The 25,385-nt window shown below is 59.3% G+C and carries 28 protein-coding genes; 15 read left to right on the top strand and 13 right to left on the bottom strand.

The genetic code is table 11. From position 1 onward, the window contains the following. Positions 1-32: 32 nt before the first annotated feature. Positions 33-464, bottom strand: a complete 432-nt coding sequence (locus ACYQ6M_RS25620; RefSeq protein WP_206909690.1) for a YqaA family protein — start codon at positions 462-464, stop codon at positions 33-35. After that, positions 461-910, bottom strand: coding sequence for a MarR family winged helix-turn-helix transcriptional regulator (locus tag ACYQ6M_RS25615; protein ID WP_460076339.1), 450 nt, complete (start codon positions 908-910; stop codon positions 461-463). Before ACYQ6M_RS25615 ends, ACYQ6M_RS25620 begins: the two co-directional genes overlap by 4 nt. Positions 911-979: 69 nt before the next feature. Between ACYQ6M_RS25615 and ACYQ6M_RS25610 the strand changes: the two genes are divergently transcribed. Together ACYQ6M_RS25610 and ACYQ6M_RS25605 are read left to right on the top strand one after the other, a co-directional pair. Beyond that, a complete protein-coding gene (locus ACYQ6M_RS25610; RefSeq protein WP_023002887.1) occupies positions 980-1,378 on the top strand; it encodes an antibiotic biosynthesis monooxygenase family protein in 399 nt (132 codons plus the stop codon). Then, complete coding sequence (locus tag ACYQ6M_RS25605) at positions 1,375-1,869, top strand: cytochrome b/b6 domain-containing protein (RefSeq protein ID WP_460076337.1); 495 nt, start codon at positions 1,375-1,377, stop codon at positions 1,867-1,869. Before ACYQ6M_RS25610 ends, ACYQ6M_RS25605 begins: the two co-directional genes overlap by 4 nt. 88 nt (positions 1,870-1,957) lie before the next feature. On the opposite strand, the gene ACYQ6M_RS25600 is transcribed toward ACYQ6M_RS25605, so the two are convergent. After that, positions 1,958-4,177: an esterase-like activity of phytase family protein gene (locus tag ACYQ6M_RS25600; RefSeq protein WP_460076334.1), complete on the bottom strand. Its 2,220-nt coding sequence runs from the start codon at positions 4,175-4,177 to the stop codon at positions 1,958-1,960. Between the two features lie 227 nt (positions 4,178-4,404). Here ACYQ6M_RS25600 and ACYQ6M_RS25595 point away from each other — a divergent pair, with 227 nt between their 5' ends. Then, on the top strand, positions 4,405-5,604 hold the full coding sequence (locus tag ACYQ6M_RS25595; RefSeq protein ID WP_055659725.1) for a multidrug effflux MFS transporter: 1,200 nt from the start codon (positions 4,405-4,407) through the stop codon (positions 5,602-5,604). A 35-nt stretch (positions 5,605-5,639) separates the two neighbouring features. Here ACYQ6M_RS25595 and ACYQ6M_RS25590 read toward each other — a convergent pair whose 3' ends face one another. Next, complete coding sequence (locus tag ACYQ6M_RS25590; RefSeq protein ID WP_460076332.1) at positions 5,640-6,149, bottom strand: arsenate reductase ArsC; 510 nt, start codon at positions 6,147-6,149, stop codon at positions 5,640-5,642. Positions 6,150-6,165: 16 nt separating this feature from the next. After that, positions 6,166-6,504 (bottom strand): ArsR/SmtB family transcription factor, encoded by a 339-nt coding sequence (locus ACYQ6M_RS25585; protein ID WP_055659730.1) that lies wholly within the window; start codon positions 6,502-6,504, stop codon positions 6,166-6,168. Positions 6,505-6,669: 165 nt separating this feature from the next. Here ACYQ6M_RS25585 and ACYQ6M_RS25580 point away from each other — a divergent pair, with 165 nt between their 5' ends. From ACYQ6M_RS25580 to ACYQ6M_RS25550, 7 genes are all read left to right on the top strand, one after another. Further along, positions 6,670-7,752, top strand: a complete 1,083-nt coding sequence (locus ACYQ6M_RS25580) for a pyridoxal-phosphate dependent enzyme (RefSeq protein WP_460076330.1) — start codon at positions 6,670-6,672, stop codon at positions 7,750-7,752. Then, positions 7,745-8,887, top strand: a complete 1,143-nt coding sequence (locus tag ACYQ6M_RS25575) for a M24 family metallopeptidase (RefSeq protein WP_460076328.1) — start codon at positions 7,745-7,747, stop codon at positions 8,885-8,887. The genes ACYQ6M_RS25580 and ACYQ6M_RS25575 overlap by 8 nt, the downstream gene beginning before the upstream one ends. Positions 8,888-8,905: 18 nt before the next feature. Further along, complete coding sequence (locus ACYQ6M_RS25570; protein ID WP_460076326.1) at positions 8,906-9,769, top strand: maleate cis-trans isomerase family protein; 864 nt, start codon at positions 8,906-8,908, stop codon at positions 9,767-9,769. An 88-nt stretch (positions 9,770-9,857) separates the two neighbouring features. After that, the gene (locus ACYQ6M_RS25565; protein ID WP_006937785.1) at positions 9,858-9,995 is read left to right on the top strand and encodes a hypothetical protein; all 138 of its coding nucleotides are present in this window, start codon (positions 9,858-9,860) and stop codon (positions 9,993-9,995) included. Positions 9,996-10,105: 110 nt separating this feature from the next. Next, positions 10,106-11,140, top strand: a complete 1,035-nt coding sequence (locus tag ACYQ6M_RS25560; protein WP_023002877.1) for an aspartate-semialdehyde dehydrogenase — start codon at positions 10,106-10,108, stop codon at positions 11,138-11,140. Positions 11,141-11,477: 337 nt separating this feature from the next. Next, complete coding sequence (locus ACYQ6M_RS25555; RefSeq protein ID WP_460076324.1) at positions 11,478-12,218, top strand: TenA family protein; 741 nt, start codon at positions 11,478-11,480, stop codon at positions 12,216-12,218. A 4-nt stretch (positions 12,219-12,222) separates the two neighbouring features. After that, complete coding sequence (locus ACYQ6M_RS25550) at positions 12,223-13,116, top strand: DMT family transporter (protein WP_023002874.1); 894 nt, start codon at positions 12,223-12,225, stop codon at positions 13,114-13,116. Positions 13,117-13,606: 490 nt separating this feature from the next. On the opposite strand, the gene ACYQ6M_RS25545 is transcribed toward ACYQ6M_RS25550, so the two are convergent. Further along, complete coding sequence (locus ACYQ6M_RS25545) at positions 13,607-14,599, bottom strand: LysR family transcriptional regulator (protein WP_062486673.1); 993 nt, start codon at positions 14,597-14,599, stop codon at positions 13,607-13,609. Between the two features lie 111 nt (positions 14,600-14,710). Between ACYQ6M_RS25545 and ACYQ6M_RS25540 the strand changes: the two genes are divergently transcribed. Both ACYQ6M_RS25540 and ACYQ6M_RS25535 read left to right on the top strand, forming a co-directional pair. Beyond that, the gene (locus tag ACYQ6M_RS25540; protein ID WP_460076322.1) at positions 14,711-15,169 is read left to right on the top strand and encodes a cupin domain-containing protein; all 459 of its coding nucleotides are present in this window, start codon (positions 14,711-14,713) and stop codon (positions 15,167-15,169) included. 9 nt (positions 15,170-15,178) lie between these two features. Continuing rightward, entirely contained in the window at positions 15,179-15,679 is a 501-nt protein-coding gene (locus ACYQ6M_RS25535; RefSeq protein ID WP_460076320.1) for a c-type cytochrome, read from the top strand. A 77-nt stretch (positions 15,680-15,756) separates the two neighbouring features. Here ACYQ6M_RS25535 and ACYQ6M_RS25530 read toward each other — a convergent pair whose 3' ends face one another. The 7 genes from ACYQ6M_RS25530 to ACYQ6M_RS25500 all read right to left on the bottom strand — a co-directional run bounded on the left by ACYQ6M_RS25530 (position 15,757) and on the right by ACYQ6M_RS25500 (position 20,174). Further along, the gene (locus ACYQ6M_RS25530) at positions 15,757-15,969 is read right to left on the bottom strand and encodes a hypothetical protein (RefSeq protein WP_055659743.1); all 213 of its coding nucleotides are present in this window, start codon (positions 15,967-15,969) and stop codon (positions 15,757-15,759) included. Positions 15,970-16,077: 108 nt separating this feature from the next. Next, a complete protein-coding gene (locus ACYQ6M_RS25525; RefSeq protein ID WP_460076318.1) occupies positions 16,078-16,491 on the bottom strand; it encodes a DUF1801 domain-containing protein in 414 nt (137 codons plus the stop codon). Positions 16,492-16,511: 20 nt separating this feature from the next. Then, positions 16,512-16,940, bottom strand: a complete 429-nt coding sequence (locus ACYQ6M_RS25520) for an SRPBCC family protein (RefSeq protein WP_023002868.1) — start codon at positions 16,938-16,940, stop codon at positions 16,512-16,514. Beyond that, positions 16,937-17,263: an ArsR/SmtB family transcription factor gene (locus tag ACYQ6M_RS25515; RefSeq protein ID WP_460076316.1), complete on the bottom strand. Its 327-nt coding sequence runs from the start codon at positions 17,261-17,263 to the stop codon at positions 16,937-16,939. Before ACYQ6M_RS25515 ends, ACYQ6M_RS25520 begins: the two co-directional genes overlap by 4 nt. A gap of 66 nt (positions 17,264-17,329) precedes the next feature. After that, positions 17,330-18,124: an ABC transporter ATP-binding protein gene (locus tag ACYQ6M_RS25510; RefSeq protein WP_289808855.1), complete on the bottom strand. Its 795-nt coding sequence runs from the start codon at positions 18,122-18,124 to the stop codon at positions 17,330-17,332. After that, entirely contained in the window at positions 18,121-19,164 is a 1,044-nt protein-coding gene (locus ACYQ6M_RS25505; protein ID WP_460076314.1) for a FecCD family ABC transporter permease, read from the bottom strand. The genes ACYQ6M_RS25510 and ACYQ6M_RS25505 overlap by 4 nt, the downstream gene beginning before the upstream one ends. Beyond that, positions 19,140-20,174 (bottom strand): iron ABC transporter substrate-binding protein, encoded by a 1,035-nt coding sequence (locus ACYQ6M_RS25500; RefSeq protein WP_460076313.1) that lies wholly within the window; start codon positions 20,172-20,174, stop codon positions 19,140-19,142. The genes ACYQ6M_RS25505 and ACYQ6M_RS25500 overlap by 25 nt, the downstream gene beginning before the upstream one ends. Before the next feature lie 342 nt (positions 20,175-20,516). Between ACYQ6M_RS25500 and ACYQ6M_RS25495 the strand changes: the two genes are divergently transcribed. The 3 genes from ACYQ6M_RS25495 to ACYQ6M_RS25485 all read left to right on the top strand — a co-directional run bounded on the left by ACYQ6M_RS25495 (position 20,517) and on the right by ACYQ6M_RS25485 (position 25,385). Then, complete coding sequence (locus ACYQ6M_RS25495) at positions 20,517-22,157, top strand: methyl-accepting chemotaxis protein (protein ID WP_460076311.1); 1,641 nt, start codon at positions 20,517-20,519, stop codon at positions 22,155-22,157. Between the two features lie 469 nt (positions 22,158-22,626). Then, the gene (locus tag ACYQ6M_RS25490; RefSeq protein ID WP_460076309.1) at positions 22,627-23,721 is read left to right on the top strand and encodes an HD-GYP domain-containing protein; all 1,095 of its coding nucleotides are present in this window, start codon (positions 22,627-22,629) and stop codon (positions 23,719-23,721) included. A gap of 206 nt (positions 23,722-23,927) precedes the next feature. Beyond that, a complete protein-coding gene (locus tag ACYQ6M_RS25485; protein WP_152507539.1) occupies positions 23,928-25,385 on the top strand; it encodes a methyl-accepting chemotaxis protein in 1,458 nt (485 codons plus the stop codon).

The following is a 25,385-nucleotide window of genomic DNA, read 5'->3' as shown; positions in this document are numbered from 1 at the left end:
GGGTTTCGCATTCCCCCGGCTGGCCCGCAGTCTCAGATAACCTGCAACGTGATCAACGCGACTGCGACATAGCGAGCTGTCTTTGCAATCGCGACCAGCAGGGTGAAGCTCCAGAAGGGTTCCTTGAGCACACCTGCCGCCAATGTCAGGGGATCGCCGATAATCGGCGCCCAGCTGAGCAGCAGGCTCCATCGTCCATAGCGGTGATACCAGCCCGTTGCCTTGGCGAGCTTGTCAGGCTTGACCGGAAACCAGGAAGCGGTCGACCAGGCGGTTGCTGCCCTGCCGAGACCCCAGTTGACCATTGATCCGAGCGTGTTGCCAAGGCTTGCCGCCGCAACCAGCAGAACGACGGGTTCCGTTCCAAGCGCAATCAGGCCGGAAAGGCCAAGTTCGGATTGGGCGGGCAGCAGGGTGGCAGCCAGAAAGGAGACGCCGAACAGGCCCAGCAAGCTGGCACTCATCGGGAACTGCCGGTCTGGGCTTTCTGCATGGCTGAAATGGCTCTGTGCATGAAATCCAGGAACTGCGCCTTTTCCTGTTCCGAAAACCCCTCCAGCGCCTCTCCGTTCTGGGCAATCGCAGACGCGATGGCTTCCTTTTCCAAAACCTTGGCCTTGTCGGTCAGGAATATTTCCTGAACCCGGCCGTCTTCTTCACTCGACCGACGGGTGATCAAGCCGTCCCGTTCCATCCGGGCCAGGGTGTTTGCCAGCGTTGCCTGTTCGATATCTAGCAACTGCACGAGTTCCTTTTGCGTGCGTCCTTCCTTTGCCCAAAGAGCGACCAGTGCCGGAAATTGGCCCGGCGAAAGGCCTAGCGGCCGGATGCGGCGATGGAGACCGGCAGCAAACAGCCGTGCCATGTGGTTTGCCAGATACCCGGCGGAGGAATCTTTTTCGAAGGTCATCCCTTGCATATACGATAGATAGCACCCTATATAAATAAACATAGCTTGCTATATAATTAGGAGTTCGAAATGACATCACTCTGGACACGTCGTGCCATTCATCTGGCAGCACTTTCCTTCCTGACCGCCAACCTGGGAGTCTCCGCCATGGCGAGTGAAATTAACACCAACGCCCCGGTAACGCTGATCAATTCCTTCGAAGTTCCCGAAGACCGTCTTGCCGACGCTGTTCGCAGCTGGGAACAGGCGCGCGACTTCCTGAAAGAGCAGCCCGGCTACATCACCACGCGCCTGCACCAGTCCCTGTCTCCGCAGGCGAAGTTCCAGCTGGTCAACGTCGCGCTTTGGGAAAGTCCCGATGCCTATCAGGCCGCCATTCAGAAGCTCGGCAAAAGCGGCATCGTCGCGGAATTCAAGGGCATCAGCTTTCATGCCGCGCTCTACAACGTCATCCGGGAGGATGAATGATGGCGGCCTTGCCCGTAACCGGAAACAGGTTGCTGCACTGGACGATTGCCGCTCTTACCATCAGCGCCCTGGCTACCGGCTATGCCCTGACGAACAACGAACCGTTTTCGCCAAACCTTTTGAGGACCCATCTGGGACTTGGCTTGTCTGCGGGCCTGCTCGCTCTTGTCCGCACAATCTTTTGGCTGGCAAAGGGTGCCCCTCAACCGGTCTTCGCCGTTCATTCCGGGTTGCAGCAAGCTATCGGCAAGGGCGTCCACGCCGCCTTGCGCCTCGTACCGCTGCTGCTCCTGGTCAGCGGTATCGGCATGATCGTCATATCCGGTAGCCTTGAAAAGATTGCGAATGGCACATTGCCGGGACTTGCGGCTTTCGCCGGATTGCCACCGGCAGGCCTGCACCATGCCGCGGCGCTTTTGCTTGCAGCACTCATCGGACTGCACAGCCTTGCAGCCCTGTGGCACTGGAAAAGACGAAGTTTCACGGCTTGAGACTGGCAATGCAGAAAAGGAAAGGCCCGGCTGCATAATGCGGCCGGACCTTCGCTCAGGTCTTGGGAGGACCTTTGTCTGAAGTGCCTTAGTTCAGGCGGCTTGCCGGGCCGAGGTCGATCAACCGGGTTTCACCCGGTGCATCGTCGACACCGTCATTGTCGGTGACCAGGATCAGACGGCCGTCGGCGGTGATCGTCAGGCCTTCCGGCTTGTCGAGAACCCAGCCCTTGCCTTCGGCCAGAGCCGGCAGGAGATCCATGGCGTAACGCTTCTGGACCACCGGGAGCTCAGATCCGTAGGCAGCCGGGGTCACACCCTCCAGGGAGATCGTGGTGATCTGCTTGATGGCTGCGTCTTCACCACCCTTGTTATCGCGCTCCAGAATGGCGAACTTGCCGTCGCCCATGGAGACGATTTCCGACAGGCCGACCCAGCCGCCGGCTGCGCTCTTCGGCTTGTCGAGCGGATAGTGAACGAAGCCCCAGGACTTGTCGGCCGGGTTGTAGATGGCCAGCTTCACCATGCCCTTCGGGTCGTCTTTCCATTCACGCTGAACGGCGACGGCCACCAGCGTCTTGCCGTCCATTTCGAACTCGGCGACGCCTTCAAAGGAGAAACGTGCGGACTGGGCGTTCAGCTCTTCCGGAAGCGTGATTTCTTCCTGAACCTGACCGTCGGTGCCGACCTTCAGCAGCAGGTGCTGCAGTTCCTTGTCCGGATTGCCCTCGGAAGCCAGCCAGAAGCCGCCATCCTTGGAAACAGAGATGCCTTCCAGGTCCAGTTTTGCCTGCTTGCCACCCTGAACGGTTGCATAGGCAACGATTTTTGCCGGTTTGGAAGAGATGTCCAGCGTGTAGATGCGGGCGTCGTCATAGAAGCTGTCGCTGACGGCGTAGAGCTTGTTGCCGTCTTCCGGGTCTGCAGCCAGTGCGGACAGTGCGCCCCAGCCGATCGGCGCGCCTTTTTCCGGGTCGGTTTCGGACACGACCATCGGGTAGGACGGAGCTTCCGCACCAAACTTGTAGAGGGAGACCTGCGCGCGAACGTTGTCTTCCGCACTGTCGACCTCGTTGGCAACCACAAACAGGTCACGGCTCGGGATCGCAAGTGAGCCTTCCGGACCGACGTGGGTCGGCAGGAACTGGACGAATTCCGGCTCGGCACCGGTGTCCTTGTAGACAGCGACGAAGTTGCCGCGTTCGGAATTGACGAAGATCAGCTTTTCACCGCCGAATTCACCAACCGTCACACCTTCCGGCTCGGTGCCCTTCTTGGACGCGCGCTTGGCCGGATAGTGGCCGTTGGCCATGCCAAGATGTTCCATCTGGTTGCCGCTGTCGAACAGGATCTCGCCCTTGGTGTTCCAGATGGTGAAGCCGCGCGAACCGCCTTCGTAGTCGCCTTCGTTGGCGGTCACGAAACGCTCGTCGTCGATCCAGGCAACCGCATCCGGCTCACGCTTGACGTTTTCGGTCGAACCGGAAGCATCGCTCATGCGCGCCTTGGAAACCGGAATGTTTTCAGCCGAAGCCGTACCGGCGGAGAAATGGCTGACAACTTCACCGGAGGCCAGATCGACCACGGCGATATGGTTGTTTTCCTGCAGCGTGACGACAACCTGGTTCTGGGAGTTGATCGAAACGAACTCCGGCTCCGGATCGGTCGGCGCAATTTCGGCAAGACCCGTCAGGTCGACAATGCGGACCGCGTCGCAGTTGGTCGGCGTGCCGGTTTCGTCCAGATCGAAGATCGCCAGATGGCCGGCCGGCATTTGCGGGATCACGCCGTCGTTCAGATCTTCGTCGCGCTCGTTCTCGATGGCGATCGCAACGAACTTGCCGTCCGGAGAGATGGCAACGCTGTCCGGCTGACCCTTGGCATCGCACTTCGCGGTGATGCCAAGACCATCGAGAGCGATCACGGCCAGATGGCCGGACGCATTGACGTAGTCTTCGGACGTGTTGACGCCGGCATAGGCGAATGTTTCGCCGACGGCGACCGAAGTAGGCTCACCACCAAGGGCGGTGCGGCCCATCGGCTGCAGGTTCAGCGGGTTGGCCGCATTGACGAAAACAATGGCTTCGCCCGGGCTGTCGGTGAAGACGAGCGTGCGGCCGTCCTTCGTGGCGTAGATGATTTCGGCAACGGTTTCGGTGGCCTGATCCACGCCTTCCGGCAGGGTCTTGTAGACCGGGAATGTGTTGATACGCTCGAAATACTCTGCCTGTGCTGCCGACACGGCGCCAAGGCCGAACAGGACTGAAAGGCTGACACCTTTTAAAAAGCGCCCACGAAGGTCCGCCATTGCACTCGCTCCCACAAAATATCGGGTTGATGGTGCGCGCAAGCTAGTGGCCCTGATTACAATATCGGTGACAGTTGCATGAAGCTTTCATGACAACACCCAGCAAGCCTTGAATTTGCATTTCGAACACTTACATCATATCAAGGCTGGGCGGTGATCTCCGCCACCTCCATCTTCCAAACTTTCCCGCATTTGTGCCTCCGGCGCATTTTTCATCGGATTTTCCAATGCAGATCGGTTTTGTCCGCTCCGCCATTGTGCTGGGGCTTCTCGCTGCTGTCGGTCCATTTGCCATCGACCTCTATCTGCCCGCCATGCCGGAAATCGTGCAGGCATTGCAGACGGACGACGCTGCGGTTCATATGACCTTCACGGTCTATTTCATCGCTTTCGGGTTAGCCCAGTTGATCTACGGTCCGCTGGCAGACCGGTTTGGACGCAAGCTGCCCGCCTTCCTGGGCCTGATCGTCTTCCTCATCGGATCGGTCATGTGCGCGACTGCGGTCGACGTTTCAGCCCTGACATTCGGCCGTTTCGTGCAGGCGCTTGGTGCCGGCGCGCCGATGGTCATCGTGCGGGCCGTGGTCCGCGACCTCCACACCGGACCAAAGGCGACCAGGCTGATGGCTCTGGTGATGCTGGTCTTCAGCGTTTCGCCGATGCTGGCACCGCTCGCCGGCAGCCTGATCATCCAGTTCGGCAGTTGGCGCCTGATCTTTGTGGCCCTGGGCGTGATTTCCCTTCTCGCCATGCTGCAAATGGCCTTCCTGCTGCCCGAAACGCTACCGGCCGAGCGCCGAGGCAAGATCGACCCGACAGCAATGCTGCGCAGCGCCATCTACCTGATGCGTGACAGCAGGTTCATGGGTCTGACGCTGATCGGTGGCTTCTCGCTGGCGAGTTTCTTCGTCTTCATCGCCGCAGCGCCGCTGGTCTACATGACCCAGTACCAGTTGACGCCGACAGCCTTCAGCCTTGTTTTCGCGCTGAACGCGATCGGCTTCTTTGCGTCTTCCCAGTTTGCCGCCTCGCTTGGTGAGCGCTTCGGCATGGGCAGAGTGGCATTGAGGGCCGTCAGCGGATTTGCGGCAGCCAACGTCCTGCTGGTCATTCTTGTGTGGAGCGGCATCGACGACCTGCCGGTTCTGATGGCGCTCTTCTTCATCGGCAACACCTGCCTCGGCCAGGTCATTGCTCCGGTGATGGTCATGGCGCTGGAAGAACATGGCGAACATGCCGGCATGGCATCCTCCCTTGGGGGCACCTTCCAGATGGTTGCCGGTGGCGTGATGATCCTCGTCTGCAGCCCGTTCTTCGACCGGACAGCTTTGCCATTGGTTGGCGCGGTTGCCGCCTGTGCGCTCATCGCCCTGGTCATCGCACTGCTGACCCTGCGCACGTCGCGCGAAGGCCAGGCAGTCGCCTGACGCGACAACCTTGAAACCAGTCCGCCGGAGAAACGTTACACGCGCTCTTCGGCGGACTGCCCGATTTGATCGAGTTTCTTCTGCAGGGACAAACGGTCAAGCGAAGACATCGGCAGACTCACGAAAACCGAGATCCGGTTGCTGAGCATCCGGAAGGCATCGTTGAATGCGACAGCCCTTTCGCTATCGCTTCCGGAAACGGCTGCGGGATCCGGCAGGCCCCAATGGGCTGACATCGGCTGGCCAGGCCAGACAGGGCAGGTTTCCTGCGCCGCATTGTCACAAACGGTAAAGACGAAATCCATGACCGGGGCATCCGGCGCAGCGAATTCGGCCCAGTCCTTCGAGCGCAGCTCATCCGTCTTGAAATTGAGTTTGCTGAGCAAGGCAAGTGCTTCCGGACGCACCGCTCCAGCCGGTTGTGACCCGGCAGAAAACGCCCTGAAGCGGCCCTGCCCCTCCCGGCTCAGGATCGCCTCCGCCATGATCGACCGGGCGGAATTGCCAGTGCACAGGAAAAGCACGTTGTAGACATCGCCGGACATTTGATCCCCCTCAACCTCAACAGGTCTCTCCGCAGGCGATCGTCTCGATGACCTGCGCACAAAGTTCCGGATGACCACCACAGCAATCGGCCATCAGAAACGTCAGCAACTCGCTTATGCCGTCAAGATCGGCGAAGTAGCGGATCGACCGCCCCTCGCGTTCATTTCGGACCAACCCGGACTGAAGCAGAACAGCAAGGTTCGCCGACATGGTGTTCTGCCGAACGTCCAGAGCCTCGCCGATCTCTCCGGCAGTCATTCCTGCGTCACCAGCCCGGATCAGCAACCGGAAGACTTCCAGTCTGGTTTTCTGGCTGAGCGCCCCAAAGGCGCTCAGCGCATCTTTCATATCCATAATTCATGATATTTCGATTCGTCAGAAACAGGCAAGTCTTTTTCGCAACCAGGCGCAACATCTCGGACACGGCCCGATCTGGCTCGTAACCGTCATTTTCAGCAAGTCGCTTGCAACCGGCCTTCAGAGCTGCTGACCTGCCTGGGAAACCGCGCGGGGCAGATAATGAAAACACTGAAAAATCCTTTCCTCGGCAAAGGCCTTCCCGAGCAAAGCGGGCTTGCGGATGGATCCGTGTCGCAGGACGTCGCCGGAGCAGAGAACCTTTTTCGGAAATGCCCGCGTGCGGATGAAACCCCGCTGCTGATTGCGAATGACCTCGCGGCCGGTCTTGCTATCGGCAACCTTGCCCTCAAGGACGAACGGCAGCGCATGGGCCTTGGCAGCTTCAAGGCACTTGGCGCGGCCTATGCGATTGCCAAACTGGCGGACAGCCGCGTTCGGGGCGGACTTGCCCAGTCTCACGCTTCCGCGCTGACCGGCAGGACCTTTGTCTGTGCGAGCGCCGGGAACCACGGCATGTCCCTTGCGGCAGGCGCTCCGCTGTTTGGGGCCAAGGCTGTCGTCTTCGTTGCCGAAACTGTTCCAAGCGCCTTTGAGGCCCGACTCAAGGCCCGGGGCGCTGATGTTGCCCGGGCCGGAGCCACCTATGAAGACAGCATGGCGGAAGCCCAGAGACGCGCCGACGCCGAAGGCTGGACCTTGCTGCCGGACAGCACCTGGCCGGGCATGACCGCCGCCGGACACGACGTCATGGAGGGCTATCTTGTGATGGCCGCGGAAATTACCCGGCAGATCAAGACACCGCCCACGCATGTCTTCCTGCAGGCGGGTGTCGGCGGACTTGCCGCCGCCTGTGCCGTCGGCGCTCGCCTGACTTGGGGCCGCGATGTAACCATCGTCGTGGTGGAGCCGGAATACGCACCCGCCCTCATGGCCAGCATCGAAGCCGGAAAACCCGTCACGGCGCCCGGCCCGGTGTCGAACATGGGCCGGTTAGACTGCAAGGAACCCTCGCATCTGGCGCTGAAGCACCTGGCCAGCGAAGCCGATTTCTTCGTGACCGTTTCCGACAGCGAGGCGGCGGAAACGGTCGACTGGCTGGGCAACAACGGCATTGCGACGACGCCATCCGGTGCGGGCGGTATCACAGCCGTTCGACATGCAGGTGGAGGGGCATCAACCCTCGGCCTCGGACCGGAAGCCCGGGTGCTCTGCTATCTTTCCGAAGGACCGGAAGATGTCTGAACAGGATTTTCCGGAAGACGAATTTGCCGCGCGCACGCAAGCAGCCCAAAAAGCCATGCATTCCCAGGGCATCGACGCGCTGCTTTTCACGACCGAAGCCGAAATGCGCTATTTCACCGGGTTCCGGACCCTGTTCTGGCAGAGCCCCACGCGGCCCTGGTTCCTCGTCGTGCCGGCAAACGGCAAGCCGATTGCGGTCATTCCGCAGATCGGCGCGCACCTGATGGCGAGCACCTGGATTGACGATATCCGGGTATTTTCCGCCCCGCATCCCGTCGATGACGGCATCGCCCTGCTCGCGGACACCCTCAAGGGCTTCACGAAAATCGCCATGCCGATGGGGCGGGAAAGCGTGCTTCGCATGCCGCTTCGCGACTTTCAGCGCCTTCGAGATCTCACAAACGACGTAGAATATCTGGATGGAACCGGCCTGATCCAGAGCCTCAGGATGGTGAAATCTGAACGTGAAATTGCTCTCCTGCGCGAGATTTGCGGTATCGGTTCGGAAGCATTTGCCAGGGCACCGGAGCTTTTCCACACCGGCCAACCGCTCAACGAGGTTTTCCGGTCCTTCCGTATCGAGCTTCTGAAGCAAGGTGCGGACGATGTGCCTTATCTGGTCGGCGGAGCCGGGCAGGACGGCTACGGCGATGTCATTTCTCCCCCCTCGGCCCGGCCCCTACAGGAAGGGGACGTCCTGATGCTTGATACGGGCGCAACCAAAAGCGGATATTTCTGCGATTTTGACCGCAATTTTGCGATCGGCCAGGCCAGTGATGCTGTCAGGTCCGCCCATGAAACACTTGTCCGGGCCGTTGAGGCAGCTGCCGAAATTGCCCGCCCGGGCCGTACCTGTGCCGATCTATTCCAGGCCATGGCCAAGGTGCTGGACCAGGGCGAAGGTGACGTCGGCCGGCTCGGCCACGGGCTTGGCATGCAACTTACCGAAGCGCCCAGCCTGACCGGCTTCGACGAGACCCCACTTCGAGAAAACATGGTGCTGACACTGGAGCCGAGCCTTGCTCTCGGCCCCGGCAGGATGATGGTTCACGAGGAAAACATCGTCATTCGAGACGGCGCGCCCGAATTCCTGACCGTGCCGGCAGGACCGGACATTCCGGTTATCACCCGCTAGAACACCTGGAACCGCGGCATGAAACTTTCCTTCGACTGCGACAGGGGATCAGCAACCAAAGCGGCTTTCGGTCTGATCTTGCTGTCGGTTGACGAAACCATAGAGAGCGAGTTTCGGCCCCTCTTTGATCAGGAAGGTGTGTCGCTGCTTCACGCCAGAATCGAGAGCGCTTCCGAAGTCACCTCCGAAAAACTCATGCAGATGAAGGCCCGGCTGACGGACACCGCAGCCCTCTTGCCGGGAACGCGCCCACTCGACGTCATTGCCTATGCCTGTACGTCCGGCGCAACGGTGATCGGATCGGATCAGGTCGCCGGTGCGATCCAGGCAACTCATCCTGGCGCACGCGTGACCGACCCCGCCCGCGCAGTCGTTGCAGCCCTTGCACACCTTGGTGTCTCACGGATCGCCATCGTCTCGCCCTATGTGGAGGAAGTCTCCGACGCACTCTGCCGTCTCCTGGAAGAAAACGGCATAACGCCCTTGAGTGTCGGTTCTTTCGGGCAAGCGGAAGAAGCCGTGGTTGCAAGGATCAGCCTGCAGTCCGTGGAAGAGGCAATCTGCGAGGTCGGGAAGGATCCGGAGATAGAAGCCGTCTTTGCCTCCTGCACAAACTTGCGCACGCTGCCTGTCATTGAAGCCTGCGAGAAACGTCTTTCCAAACCCGTCATCAGCTCCAACCTGGCGCTCGCATGGCACATGATGCATCTGGCGGACCTGCCGACGACGGACCGTGGACCGGGACGGCTCTTTGCCACCCGACCTGCAAAAAACGAACACATCCACGCCAGAACACAAGGCTGCCGAAGGTCTTCTTTCGGTGAAATTGCCGAGGCTGCTGCTATTCGACTGTTCCCGAACGGCATCAATTCGTTCACTTAGCTGGCAACACCCGCCTATTCCTTGTTGACTCGCGGGGATTTCCGGGCAAAAACACCGCCGTCTCAAGTTTTGACGATTGCGAGCCCCGATGACCCGGCTGAAAGCCGACATTCTGGATATGATGTCCCAGGCCCTTGCCAGCGCTACCTTCATGCGCGGCGAGCCCCGGACGGCTGCCGCAACCGCTCTTAAACGCACTACCAAGACCACCAAGACCACCGCTTGACGGTGCCGCTCATCCCGCCTCCCCGGGGATGGGAGGCGCCGGGAGCCGGCCACGCCCATCCAGAACCGGGCGGCTGGCGAAGCGGGGAGACGGACAAGGACTAGTCAAAGATGGGTTTCAAGATCGCAATTGCAGGCGCTACCGGCAATGTCGGACGCGAGATGCTGGACATTCTCGCTGAGCGCGGCTTTCCGGCAGACGAAGTCGTCGCCCTCGCTTCCCGCCGTTCCCAGGGCACCGAAGTCTCCTTCGGCGACAAGACGCTGAAGGTTCAGGCCATGGAGAACTACGATTTCTCCGACACCGACATCTGCCTGATGTCCGCCGGTGGCACCGTTTCCAAAGAATGGTCGCCGAAGATCGCTGCCAAGGGCTGCATTGTCATCGATAACTCTTCCGCATGGCGCTACGACGCGGATGTGCCGCTGATCGTGCCGGAAGTGAATGCCGATGCCGTTGCCGGTTTCACGAAAAAGAACATCATTGCCAATCCGAACTGCTCCACCGCACAGCTGGTCGTGGCGCTGAAGCCGCTGCATGATCACGCAAAGATCAAGCGCGTCGTCGTTTCCACCTACCAGTCGGTTTCCGGCGGCGGCAAGGAGGCGATGGAAGAGCTGTTCAACCAGACCCGTGCGGTTTTCGTGAACGATCCGATCGAGCCGAGCAAGTTCACCAAGCGCATCGCTTTCAACGTGATCCCGCACATCGACAGCTTCATGGAAGACGGCTACACCAAGGAAGAATGGAAGGTGCTGGCGGAAACCAAGAAGATGCTCGATCCGGCCATCAAGGTGACCTGCACCGCCGTTCGCGTACCGGTGTTCATCGGCCATTCGGAAAGCGTCAACATCGAGTTCGAAAACGAGATCACCGCTGAAGAAGCCCGCAACATCCTGCGCGAAGCTCCGGGATGCCTCGTCATCGACAAGCAGGAAGATGGCGGCTACATCACGCCATACGAAAGTGCCGGCGAAGATGCGACCTACATCTCCCGCATCCGCGAGGACGCGACCGTTGAAAACGGCCTCAACATCTGGGTCGTTTCCGACAACCTGCGCAAGGGTGCGGCGCTCAACGCCGTCCAGATCGCCGAGGTTCTCGTGAACCGCGGCCTGATCACGCCGAAAAAGGCAGCAGCCTGATCGACAGTTCAAACGGGCGCCTCGGGCGCCCGTTTTCTTGTGGCCTGCCGGCTGCCATCCGGTCGACCGCACTGCGAAGGTCCTGAAGCGGGAACCGCGTTCCCGACACCCTACCGGGCAGCCCCCCGAGCCATCGATCCAGTCCCCGGATTTCCTCTTTGCGGGGAAGCTCGACGCGCTATGTCGAGCGTTGAAGCGACAACACCCAGCTCAGCGCCACAAACCCGAACATTGCCGGCGACCGACAGGTTTTGATGTTGACAGGCCGTAAAAACAGCATCACCTCTGTCATCCCCTATTCCCGGCGTTCGCAAAGGTCGCCAACGAGTTTTCTCTCATGCCCTCTGAATTTGACGGGTCGTTCACCGACTTCCTTGAAAGCACTCCCGGCGGACGCTTCACCGACTGGCTGGCAGCTTGCGCCGAGCCCTACTGGAGCGATGCGTGCAGCCACCCCTTCACCGTTGCGATCGGCGATGGCACCATGCCGGAGGAAGCCTATGCGCGTTATCTGATCGAGGATTACACCTTCGTCACGGATCTCGCTTCCACTCTGGGATATCTCGTCGCCAAAGCCCCCGGAATGCCCGCCAAGTCGCGGCTCTCCGGTTTCCTGGCTCTGCTGACCTCGGAGGAAAACGACTACTTTCTGCGTTCGTTCGAGGCGCTCGGCGTGGAACCGCAAGTTTACGAGACCGCAGCACAGGGCCCTGTGACCCGCGCTTTCTCGCAGCTCCTGCTAAAATCGTCCGGACAAGGCAGTTACGCCGAAGGGCTTGCATGCCTTCTCTGCGCGGAATGGTGTTATCTCACCTGGGGCCAGCGCGAAGCGGGAAAACCGCGCCCGGATGCGTTTTATCTCGCCGAATGGATTGACCTGCATGCCGTGCCTGGCTTCGAGGCCTTCGTGACCTGGATCCGGGCGGAAATGGACCGGATCGGCCCCACTCTGCCGGAACCCGAGCAAGCCCGCGTTGCGGGCCTTTTCCGCCAGATGAGCAAACTGGAAGTCGCCTTCTTCGAAGCCGCCTGGACCGGCAAAGTGCCCGGTCCGGAGGACGATCTGTTACGGACCTGACCCGATGTTTCTCTATGAAGCCGCAGCCCTCGGCGCGGCTGCCCTGTGGGCACTGACGGGCCTGCTGTCCACCGGCCCCGCTCAGCATCTCGGCGCGATTGCCTTCAACTGTACCCGCATGGTGCTTGTGGCATTGATGCTGTGTGCCTGGGTGTTCCTGACCACGGGGTGGAGCTCCATCGGCGACGCGCAGATGCTGCCTCTTGTCCTGTCCGGTTTCGTCGGCATCTTTCTTGGCGACACCGCGCTTTTCCTGACGTTGAACCGCATGGGTCCACGCCGGACCGCAATGCTGTTCTCTCTGAATGCCCCCATGTCGGCGATCCTCGGCTGGCTGCTCTTGAACGAAGACCTCAGCCCCACGCAGATGGTCGGTATCGGCCTTACCTTTCTGGGGGTCCTGCTGGCCATCCGTTTCGGCAAGCGCAAATCCCAGCTTCACAAATGGGAAAACATCAAGGGTCCGGTGTGGATTGGCGTGCTTCTCGGCCTTGCCGCGGCACTGTCCCAGTCAGTCGGCTCCCTCATTGCCCGTCCGATCATGGAAACCGGCGCTGACCCGGTCGCAGCCTCCAGCATACGCGTCGGCGTTGCAGCTGTGGGGCTGCTGCTTCTGACACGCCTTCCGGTCAGCTGGGTCAAGCCGGCAGGAAACTTTACGCTTCCTGTCGTCGGCCTGATCGCCATTTCCGGCTTGCTCGGCATGGGTCTCGGCATGACGCTGATCCTGTTCGCGCTGTCCGGCGGAGAAGTCGGTATCATCGCAACCCTGTCGGCAACGACACCCGTCCTCATGCTACCGATGATGTGGTGGCGAACCGGGGAAGCACCGGCACTAGGCGCCTGGGTAGGCGCGGCAGGCGTTGTGGCAGGCAGTGCGCTGCTCTTTGCCAGCTAGGCAAAAGGAAGTTGGCAGATCGGAACAATGGATCTACAAGTGTGAGAGGAATATGGGAGCCGGATTCGAACCGGTACTTTGCAGCGGGCTGCAAGCGGGTAGTTCCGACCTCACCCGGCTCCCTAACGCCAGTATCGATAGTTTAAAAAACACCCGAAACGAATTTCGAGGACCGACCGCCCCTCGAGTAAGCAACCGGCAAAAACACAGCTGACACCAAACAAGACGTTCCAGCTTAAACAGCCATACCGCCCCGACGCAGCCAGGAAGATCTTATGCCCCTACGGCATATCTCCTATTCCCCATCTGGGGAATATATCGGTACTTTTTTCGAAAAATTTACTTAAACCCGTTTCTCAACCTCGCCTGAATTACTACTACTGGGTGTATTTTTGCAACAAACACCTCAATGACAGGAACAGGCGTCAGCATCGATTTACAGCCAAGCAGCGCCATTCGGCCGCCAAAACCGAACGGTAATGAGCGCAAATCAACGCAAACTGGCTGCCTGTTCGTCGGGGCGCGAACCATCCGAAATCACATTTATGCCATCTGCGGGACATCCATCTTGCGCTACGTCCATGTCCGGCATGTCGCTTAGACTTTGGCGCAGGATCGGCGCCAGGTGATCGACAAAGCGGCGCACCTTCGCCGTCACCAGTCGGTTTGAAGGATAGACGGCATAGATGCCGCTTTCAGGTAGCGTCCAGTCCCGCATCACCCTGACCAAGGCCCCCTCATTCAGCTCAGTGGCAACCGCCCAACGGGGGAGTGCCGCCAGGCCGATACCCGACACGACCGCTGCCCGTAGCGATGCCGTGCTGTTGCAAATCATCACGGGAGACAGTGAAACGGTGTGTTTCTGAGGCGACAAGAACGGCCATTCCCGTGCCCAGTAGAGCGCAGCGAACCCGATGCACTTGTGGTCCGGAATGTCGACGGGATGTTGCGGCACCCCATGCCTTGCGATGTAGTCCGGTGCGGCACAGACGAGGATCTCAGACATGCCGAGTTTACGGACAATCGTCGCAGGCTCCGGTTCACGCACGATCCTTATCGACAGGTCGAGACGCTGCTCAACGAGGTTGACCATGCGCATGTCTTCGACGATTTCTGCTGTCACTTGCGGATTCTCTGCAAGAAAAGACCCGAGTGCCGGAATGATAAACCGGTCAGCAAAAGCTTCAGGCGCACCGATCCGCATATGGCCAACTGGAGTTTCCTGATACGCCATCACTTCAGTTACGCCTGCGTGTGCCTCTTCCAGTGCACGGGTACAGCGCTGGTAGAAAATCACACCGGCTTCGGTTGGAGAAACGTGACGGGTGGTCCGGTCGAGAAGGCGTACCCCCAGACGTTTTTCCAGGGCAATGACACATTCGCTGACACGGGATTTGGACAAGCCGAGCTGCTCGGCGGCCCGGGTGATGTTTCCGGCTTCAACCACCCGGGCGAAGATCTCGATTGCATCAAAGAGTGCCATGCGAACGTCCTGTGAAACCGGACAAACTGTCCGGAGTATCGCCACTTCCGCAATTTCGGGAAAGTCGTATTTTTTGGCCTCGCCGCAGTTTGCGGCTTGAGGAAACCCATTATGACAGCAATTTTTAATGCAGCCGCAGTCGCGGCGCACCGGGACGCTTGCGAAAACGAAATACTCGGCTTCCGCCGCTTAAGGGTGCGGAGTGCCGATACCGGCGGACGGCTTGGATTTTTTGAGGAAATCGTTCCGCCCGGAGAAGGTGTTCCCCTGCACATCCATCACAAGGAAGACGAGATGTTCAATGTCCGCGAAGGTCATTTCCGCATCTGGTGCGCCGATGAAGTCTTCGACGTCCATCCAGGTGATGTCGTCGTCCTGCCGCGTGGTGTCCCGCATGCGTTTCGCAACGTCGGCGATGTCGAGGGTTGGCTCGATGTGACCGTTACGCCCGGCGGGTTCGAAACAATGTTCGCACGCGCTGCCGAAGCTGGCACGCAAGGTGCAGAACGTTTCATGGAACTTGCTCCCGACTACGGCCTGGAAATGCTTCCAGGTCAGGCTGCGGCTTAGGAGGCGGCAATGATCTGCTTAGTCTTCCAGAGAACCATTCTGGCTTTCGCCGTGCTCGCGGCCTTTTCAGGATCCGTGTCCGCGGATGAGAACAAGGCTGCACGTGGAGCCTACCTTTCCCGGATCATGGCTTGCGCCGATTGTCACAGTCCGCGCGGACCGAACGGCGCGCCAATGCCCGAAGCCGGGCTCATCGGCGGCAATGTAGGCTTTGAAGTTCCGCAGGCAGGTATTGTCTGGGGCCCGAACCTCACGCCCGCCAATGGCGGTGCGGGATCCTGGAGTACGGAAGAAATCGTAACGGCCCTGACGACCGGCGTTCGACCAGACGGACGGTTGCTCATTCCCGTTATGCCCTGGCCTGCCTACGCCGGACTGACCACACAGGACGCCGAAGCTCTTGCGAGCTACCTGCAGTCCCTGACACCGGATGACAATCCCGTTCCAGGGTTGATTGCGCCGGGGGAAAACGCCCCTGCCCCCTATTTCACGATAAAGTTTCCAGGATAGGGCACACCAATGCCGTTGGCCTGACGGCCAACGGCGCCTGGAAGCCGAATTCGGGCTATCCTCCGATCGACTGCCCGTTACCGTGCCTGCCGACGCCACCTTTCGGCATAAGGCAGGGCAAAAAGGTAAAGTCCCGATACCAGCAAGAAGATCAATGGCACCAACGCAAGTAAACCGACCCAGAGTGCCGGCTCGGACTGCCCCATGGCAGCCAGATTGACAACCACGGCCAGCGTAAAGGCTATGGACAGCCAGCGGTGCAGCTGACGGATGATCTTGTTCCAATTCATGTTTGCTCCTGATGATCACGACGCAAGATCCCGTCTGCCGGAAAGATCCGTCAGCAAAGGGTTCTTGAGAGTTGGGGTGGGGCGCTCAGGTCGCCGCGCGGCGGACTGTCAGACCTGGGCTGATTTCCTGCGCGTTTTCCTGGCGGCCGAGGCAGCGGCATTCTGCTCGGCGGCTGCACAAACGAGGGCTTTCAGCGCCGCTTCATCGATGTCTGCATCCTCGAACAGGTCGATTGCCCGGCGCACGTTGCCGTCCAGGCTGGAATTGAAGAGACCAGCCGGATCATCAAGTGACGCGCCTTTTGCGAACGTCAGCTTCACGGCTTTCTTGTAAGTCTCGCCGGTACAGATGATGCCGTCCTTTTCCCAGACGGGAACACCGCGCCATTTCCAGGCTTCCTCGACTTCGGGAACCGCTTCGTGAATGAGGGCGCGCATCCGCGCCAGTGTGCGTCCACGCCAGTCGTCAAGTTCTGCGATCCTGGCGTCGATCTGCTGCGCGGGGGACATTTGATTGTCCATGGTCGTCTTCCTTGCGGTTATCAGGCGTCTTTGCCGGCATCGTCCAGCCGCGCAACAACGCTTTCCAGCGCCTCCATGAAGCGGGGCCAGGCGGCGCTTGCACCGCGATAGTAGGGCAGCTGTTCCTGCGTGAAGCCGATTTGCTCCATACGCAGAAGGGTGCCGTTATCCGTCGGGGTCAATGTCCAGGTCACGGTGCTTCGAAGATCCTTGGTGTTCCAGCTGTAGGCCAGCGCTTTATGCGGCTCGATCGACTGGACTTCGCAATCGACCATTCCCCAGTCGGCACTCAGGTCGAAGCGGTGGCCGACAACCGGTTTGAAGGCATTTTTCATGAGCCATTCCTCGATCAGGTGGGGCTGGGTCAACGCGCGCCAGATCTTTTCCGCGGGAAAGGGAATTTCCCGTTCCACGACAACAGCAAGGGTATCTTCGTCCGAGAAACTCATTGGTCCATTCTTCTCAAAAGGTCTTCCAGATCGTCGAACCGGCGTTCCCAGAACACGTTCATGCGCTGAGTCCAGTCGACCAGCGGTGCGAGCGCTCCGGGCCTGGCGCTATAGTGCGACTGCCTGCCCTCCTGGCGGTCCGTGACAAGCCCGGCCTCCTTCAGGACGCCAAGATGTTTGGAAACTGCGGGCTGGGAGACACCGGCCTGGTCGGTCAACACCCGCACCGTCAGCTCGCCTTCGCGGCAAAGCCGCTCGAACAACGCCCGCCGGGTCGGGTCGGCCAGCGTCCGAAACAGAAAGTCAGGTGTTGGCTCACTCAAATTCATAACTCCGCGGTTATTGATTGAATTGATAACCTCGGAGTTATGAATGAGTCAAGGCACAATTCAGACCTGCACCGCTTCCCGCTTGCGCGCAAGTGACGGCAGGCAGACGGTGCGGCCATCGGCGAGCTGTTCGATCCGCACATCGACACCATAGACTTTGCAAAGAGCAACGCTTGTCAGCACTTCCCTTGGGGGGCCATCCGTCTTGATGCGACCATCGTGAAGCAAGGCTACCCTGGTTCCGATTGCAAAGGCGTGATCAGGGTCGTGGGTCGACAGGACAACGGTCAGGCCGTCCGCCGCAAGACCTGCAACTTCGGAAAGCACCAGCGCCTGATTCCCGAAATCGAGACTGGCTGTCGGCTCATCCATCACGAGGACACGTGTTTCCTGCGCAAGTGCCCTGGCGATCAGCACCAGTTGCCTCTGTCCACCGGAAAGCCGCGTATAGTCTGCACCGGCGAGTTCTCCGATACCGAGCCTTTCCAGCGCCGCCAACGCTACGTCCCTGTCACGCGGGCCGGGCTGCTGAAAGGCACGCAGTTTTGCGGTTCGGCCCATCAACACGACTTCCAGAACCGGAAAGGCAAAAGGCGCGGCGTGTGCCTGTGGAACGTAGGCGATCCGCGTCGCGATATCTGCACGGGACAGCGACTTGAGCGGTCGTCCTTCCACGAGCACCGTGCCTCCACGCGCCGGCAACAGCCCTAGAAGCGTCTTGAAAAGAGTGGTCTTGCCGGACCCGTTGGGCCCCAGCAGGCAATAGACGTCGCCAGAGGAAGCGGTCAGGTTCAACTCGCTCCCGACATCGTGGCCCGGATAGCCGATGGACAGGTTTTCAGCCCTGAGCTTCATGCCCATGCCCGCCTCCCCCTGGCAAGCAGCCACAGGAAAAATGGCGCACCGACAACAGCGGTCAGAATGCCGAGCGGGACTTCGGTTCCCGAAAGCGTGCGTGCCAGCGTGTCGACTGCAAGAAGGTATCCCGCACCAAGCAAGGCTGCTGCCGGCAACAGGCGCCCGAAACCAGGGCCAACGATCATCCGGGCGATATGCGGTATCACCAGCCCCACCCAGCCCACGACACCAGCAATTGCGACGACGCTTGCGGTGATCAAGGTCGCGCAGAAAATGACGACAAGCCGCAGCCGACCGGCCTCCACACCAAGCGCCTTCGCTTCTTCATCTCCCAGAGACAGGACGTTGATCCGCCAGCGCAACAGGAACAGCGGGACAAGCCCGAACAGAACTGCAGGTACCGCCGGCAGGATATCGCCGGCCTTCACGCCTGCCAGACTTCCCAGCAACCAGAAAGTGATCGCCGGAAGCTGGTCATAAGGATCTGCCAGCACTTTGAGCAAGGATGTCGCCGCCCCCGCCAGAGCGCCGACGACGACGCCTGCAAGCACAAGGACAAGCGTGCTGTCTCCACCGCGCACCGTCGCGGCAACAAAACCGACGAGAACAACAGCGGCAAGACCGCCGGCAAAACCCATCAGCTGGATTGCCGCGACAGGAAGCGACAGGAAGATGCCGAGCACGGCCCCGAGCCCCGCGCCGGCAGAAACACCGAGAATATCCGGTGACACCAGCGGATTGCGGAAAAGGGTCTGGTAACATGCACCGGCGGCGGCAAGCGAAGCGCCGACCAGCAGCGCGGCAACCACCCTTGGCAGACGGATCGACAGCAGCACCGTGTCCTGCGTTCCCGAAGGCTGTGCGCCGGACACGACGCGCGCCAGCACACCGACGGCCTCGGACGGCGTAAGCGGAAACGGACCGATCAGAAGAGCCGCGAAACTGCCAAGAACAAGCGCGAGGCCGAGCCATACGAACAAGCCGGTACGCGCGAAAGAAGTAGATTTGCCGGTCAGGGAGCCCGCCCCTTTGCCCATTCCAGCAGAGTGTCGAGCTCTGCTTCACTCAGGTCCACATGATACCACAACTTATAGAAGTCGGCGGTTTCCTGACGCAGCTCTCCATCCCAGAGTTCGGGATAGAATAGGCCCGCAAGCCATTTCAGACCCATCATACGATTGACGGACGGCGGCCTGTCAATCCAGCCGAAAGGGGCCGTTGGCGACAGGAAAACCCGGCCTTCACGTACCGCGGCAATGCCTTGCCACAGGGGATCCTGCCAGACAGCTTCATAGAAGCTTCGATCCCACGTCACGATTGTGTCCGGGTTGGCAACGATAATCTGCTCGGGACTTGCCTGCACCAGTCCGTATTGCCCAGGCACATCGGCAACGTTGCGTCCACCGGCCTTTTCGATGATTTCGGTGTTGATCGAGCCTTTCAGGCCTGTTTCAAGTCCATCCGCCCCACGGGCGAGGTAGACACGCGGCCTGTCCCCCTCGGGCACGGCACCAAGTGCCGACGTCAGCGCGGTGAAGGTTGCCTCGACATCTGCGGCCAGAAGATCTCCACGCTCCGGAACGCCAAGCGCCTCGCCCACAAGACGCAACGCGTCGGCGGTTTCATCGAACCGGCCGTTGACCAGGAGATAGGGAATCCCTGTCTGTTCCTGCACACGGTCGGCAAGATCGATATAGGTATCGCGGACGGACCCGAAATCGATGATCAGATCGGGTTTCAGGGCAAGAACCCGCTCCAGGTTTGCCTCCCCGCCACGTCCGGTCAGCCGGCCGGTCTCGGGCAGGTCCCGAAAGGATTCGGCGATGAATGGCTTCTCGTAGTCCCGAAGCGCTCTCGGCCAGCCGAGCAGCGCTTCCGGTTTGAGCGCATAGACGAGAATGGACGCCGGAGGCCCGGCAGCAAACACCCGGGTCACCGTATCCGGGATCTCGACCGTACGACCCGCGGAATCGGTAACGCTTCGCGCCAGGACGGACGTCCCCGAAATGCAAAGCAGGAAAAGGCAAATAGCGGCCAGGCGCGTCATGTTTCCTCCAGCATTCTTTTAACTGACCGAGGGTTTCTGCCTATTTCAGTTCAGCTTCAGGAAAGCGACAAGGCAGAAACTCCATCAGTACAGTGATGGATCATGCGGAGAAAATACACAAAAACAACATAAACTGCAGCCCTTTCACGGAACTATGAAACGCTCACTAAACTGTGATTATCACTGCTATTTTGACGCGAATTTTCTTTCATTCTTAATTTACGCAAATCGACAAAGATGATCCCAATTATGACCTTGGGGGAAATGATGAAGAAGTTCTTGTCCCGATTAAGCGTGACTTCGACGCTCGCAATTATTTCTGCCAGCGTGCTTGGAATATCGATGATTGTTGTGGGCTTTATCCTGTATCAGGTCGCCCTTGGCCAGGCTGAGGACCGTGCCCTCGTCAAACAGGATATCAACCTTCGCGTGGCAGCAACGCTGTTTCAGGACCGCATCGACGGTGCAAAGGTCAGCTGGGACGCGAACAACAACGTCAAGCGGATCGAACTGGCCGAAATGCCGGTGTTCGAAAACCATGACATGATCGACGCCGTCGGGCGCATGACAGGTGAAACCGCGACTGTTTTTGCCTGGGATCCGGAAACGAAGGATTTCTGGCGCAAGACCACCAACATCATCAAGGGTGACGGCAAGCGTGCCGTCGGAACCCAGCTCGGTCAGAACGGCGCGGTTTATCCTGTCGTTACCCAGGGCAAGACCTTCCACGGGCAGGCCACCATTCTCGGCAAGGACTACTTCACGGTTTACCAGCCGATCTTCTCATCCAAGGGCGATATTCTCGGCATCCTTTATGCCGGCGTGGAAAAGGCCGCAGTCGAAGCCAACGCGTGGGAATTGACCCGCCGCTACGCGATGCTGGTGCTGCCGGTTGTCGCCGTTTCGGTGGTCCTCCTGATCCTCGCAATTCGCCGCCAGCTGCGTCCGATTACACGCCTTGCGGAAATCACGGACCAGATTGCGCAGGACAATCTCGCAGACGAAGTCCCCTTCAAGGAACGCTCCGACCAGATCGGCACGCTTGCCCAGGCCGTCAGCACCCTGCGTGACAGGGCTGTCGAGCGGATCGAACTGACCGAGCACCAGCGCACGTCCGAAGCCGCTGCGATCGACCGCCAGAACCGTGTTCAGGGTCTGATCGAAACCTTCCGGACCAATGTCTCCAACGTGCTCAACTCGGTCAACGAAACCGTTCATGGCCTGGAAGGCACCGCGGGACACCTCTCCGACCTGTCCGGCCAGAGCGCCTCAAGCGCGACGGAAACCCTGAACTCTGCCGATGAAGCAACATCGAGCGTTCAGACCGTGGCCAGTGCCGCGGAAGAACTCTCTGCGTCCATCAGCGAAATTTCCCGCCAGGTGGCCCAGACGACGGAAGTTGTTGGCCGGGCAACCGAAGGCACCCGCATGACCAACGAAAAGGTGGAAGGCCTTGCAGCCTCCGCCTCCAAGATCGGCGAAGTGGTAACCCTTATCCAGGCGATTGCCGAGCAGACAAACCTGCTGGCCCTCAATGCCACCATCGAAGCGGCACGCGCCGGGGAAGCCGGCAAGGGCTTCGCTGTCGTCGCGGCGGAAGTGAAGGAACTGGCCACCCAGACCTCCAAGGCAACCGAGGAAATCAGCGCCCAGATCACCGCCATTCAGGATGCGACCAAGGACTCGGTCGGTGCGATCGCGGAAATCACCAAGATCATGGAAGAGGTGAATTCCTACACCAGCACCATCGCGGCAGCCGTGAGCCAGCAGGGCTCGGCCACCGGCGAGATTTCGCAGAACGCCCAGAATGCCGCCGAAGGCACCACCTTCGTGTCGTCCTGCATGTCCGACCTTTCCAGTGCGGTCAATCAGACGTCGCAGGCTTCCCAATCGGTTCTGGACGCATCGGAAATGCTGTCTTCGCGCACGGAAGAGCTGAAACAGGAAGTGGAAACATTCCTGAACGGTGTGGCAGCCGCCTGAGGCAACCAACCATCGACAATTTATCTTGTCAGGAAGGCGCGGACATCGTCCGCGCCTTTTTCGTTTTCGACATCCGGTTTTCGCTCAGAATACACCCGGCATCAGAGCCCTGCTTTGCGGCAGTCAGCCTCCAACCACGTTCATCCAGAGACTGGACGGGCCAGCCCGCCCGGCACGTTAGTGAGCGCAGGAAACGTCGAGCACCTGAAAAGGCGAGACTTTCAGCCCCGCAACCGTCACGCAGCACTTTTCGCGTAGCCAAAACTTTGCTGCACTGCACATGATTATTCACCAAGTGCCTTTAACGTTTACAGGCAGGCCAATTCACACAGGCGGTTAAAGGGAAGTGTCCGAAGCAAAAATTACTCAGCATCCTGCGTATTTTTACTTGGCAGATTTACTAAGCTTTTTTTAGGCTTTTTCTACAATCCTTGATTTCAACCAAAATTGCTTCAGATGCCAATTAATCATGGTTCAAATTTTAGTTGCGGCAGTGGATTTCGGAAATTTTCCATCGCGTTTCGCCAGAATCGCGACCCTCTACCCGACAAAACGAATTGCCTTCTCCCGCGCCAACCTGAGGGACATCAAGCCCCGCTCGCTGCTTCTTGTCGACTTTCTGGACCTTGGCACTGACCACATCAAAATACTTCGAGATTTTTCGAGAAGCGGCCAATCCGTGCCGGTGCTCGGCATCGTTGACACAAAAAGCAGACAGAGCGTGCTGCAGGCGCGCGAGCTCGGCTTCTACAATCTGATAGATCGCGAGGAAAAATTCGCGACACTGTTCGAAAAAATACGCGAAGTGGTGGGCGACTATTCCAAACCGACCCTGCCCAGCCGGTATTCGGAGAAAATCGTCAAGTCGGTTGAAACCACCAGCATGGGCTTGAACCTGATGTCGGCCGCCGCCCTTTCCGGCGCTCCCCTGCCTATGCAGCTTCTGGCAACCAACGCCCAGGACATCACCTCGGTCATCATGACGGACGGTCTCGACAGTTGGTTGAGTGCGGTTCAATGCCACCACAGCCACACCTTCTGCCACACGATGATGGTCGCTGGGCACACGGTTTCGTTTTCGCGTGCACTCGGCCATTCCGAAGCGGAGCAGACAATTCTCGGCCTGGGCGCACTGGTGCACGACCTGGGCAAGGTAAAGATCCCGCTTTCCATCCTGGATAAGCCTGGCAGGCTGACCCTGGAAGAACGTGAACTTGTCAACAAACATCCGCTCTTTAGCCGGGAGATGCTGGCAACGCGCCAGGAAGTTCCAAAGCAAGTTGTCGAGATGGCACTGTGTCACCATGAGTTTCTGGACGGAACCGGGTATCCGGATGGCCTCAAGGGAAATCAGATCTCGCAAAGGGTCAGGCTTCTGACGATCAGCGACATCTATTCCGCCCTCACCGAAAAACGAGCCTACAAGGACAGCCTCAGTCCGCGCCAAGCCTTTGCGATCATGTTCGAGATGAAGGGCAAGCTCGACATGGACCTGTTGCGAAAATTTAGAACCCAGGTGCTGAGCTCGGAATTCGGCCGTGTCCGGCGGCAGGCCAGGGCCTGAGACCTAGGAAAACACCCCAAGGCTGCAGCGCTAAATTCGACACCGCCCCAGGATTGCGCGATCACCTATTTGTGTTGTCAAAAATAGCTATATCGTCCGACTAGAAAGGGTCATTGAAACTCTTTCTTCAGTTTCCCCTACGACAATATCTCCCCCTACAGAGGCAAAAACCGGGAGTAAACAAGGTGCTGTTTTCAGGGTCGAACATGTGGAAAGCCGCCTTTGATGCGCTAAACCGCTCGCAGGCCATCATCGAGTTTACACCCGAAGGCACGATCCTGACTGCCAATCCCAATTTCCTGAAAGCGATGGGCTACGCCCTCAATGAAGTTCAGGGAAAACCTCACAGCATGTTTGTCGACCCCGCCTACGCGGCATCGGCAGAATACAAGGCCTTCTGGAAAAAGCTGGCGCAAGGCGAATTTCAGACCGCCGAATATCTGCGCTACGGCAAGGGTGGCCGGGAAGTCTGGATCCAGGCCTCGTACAACCCGATCCTCAACACCGCCGGCAAGGTGGTCAAGGTAGTCAAGATCGCCTCGGACATCACCGAGCGCAAGCAGAAGAGCGCCGATTTTGAAGGTCAGGTTGAAGCGATGAACCGGTCGCAGGCAGTGATCCATTTCGACCTCGACGGCACGATCCTCGACGCAAACGAAAATTTCCTGTCCGCGATGGGTTACTCCCTCGATGAAATCAAGGGCCGTAAACACAGCATGTTCGTCGAAAAGGACCATGCGGCGAGCACGGAGTACCGGCAGTTCTGGAAGAATCTCGCCGAAGGCAAATTTCAGGCGGGTGAGTTCAAGCGCATCGGCAAGGGTGGGCGCGAAGTCTGGATCCAGGCAACCTACAATCCGATATTCGATTCCGCCGGTCGTCCCTTCAAGGTCGTGAAGTTCGCGACTGACCGCACGCCACAGGTTGTCGAAAGACGTCGCCGCGCCACCGTTCAACAGGGCATCGACCAGGATCTGTCCGAAATCGCCACGGCCATTTCCAACACGACGGAACAGGCAACAACTTCCGCATCAGCGTCCGAACAGACCTATTCCAGCGTGCAGACTGTCGCGGCGGCCGCAGAAGAACTCGTTGCCTCGATTCAGGAAATCAGCCGCCAGGTCCAGACCGCGCTTGAAGTTTCGCAAAGCGCTGCGACCGAGGCCGAGCGGTCAAGTGACATAATGAGCGGGCTGTCTGAGGATGCAAAGACGATCGGTTCGGTAATCGAACTGATCGACGGCATTGCCGACCAGACCAATCTCCTGGCCCTGAACGCGACCATCGAGGCCGCAAGAGCTGGGGAAGCCGGCAAGGGCTTTGCCGTTGTTGCTTCCGAAGTGAAGAGCCTCGCCGCGCAGACAAGCAAGGCAACCGAAGAGATCTCCAACCAGATCGGCTCCATGCAGGAGACGACCGGTCAGGCAGTCGCCGCAATCGAGTCGATCCTTGCGGTCATCAAGAATGTCGGAGACATCGCCGCAAGCATCGCATCCTCGGTCGAGGAGCAGTCGGCGGTTACGAACGACATATCCTCCAACATGCATTCGGCCGCCCAGGGCGTGGAACGGATCACCTCCAACATGCAGTCGATCTCCTCGGCAACTGCCCAGATAGACGCCGCGACCAAGAACGTTAAGCAGGCCTCGCAATCCCTGATGTGA

The organism is Roseibium sp. ROS1 (assembly GCF_054658215.1).
This window is presented reverse-complemented; position numbering and strand designations above follow the sequence as displayed.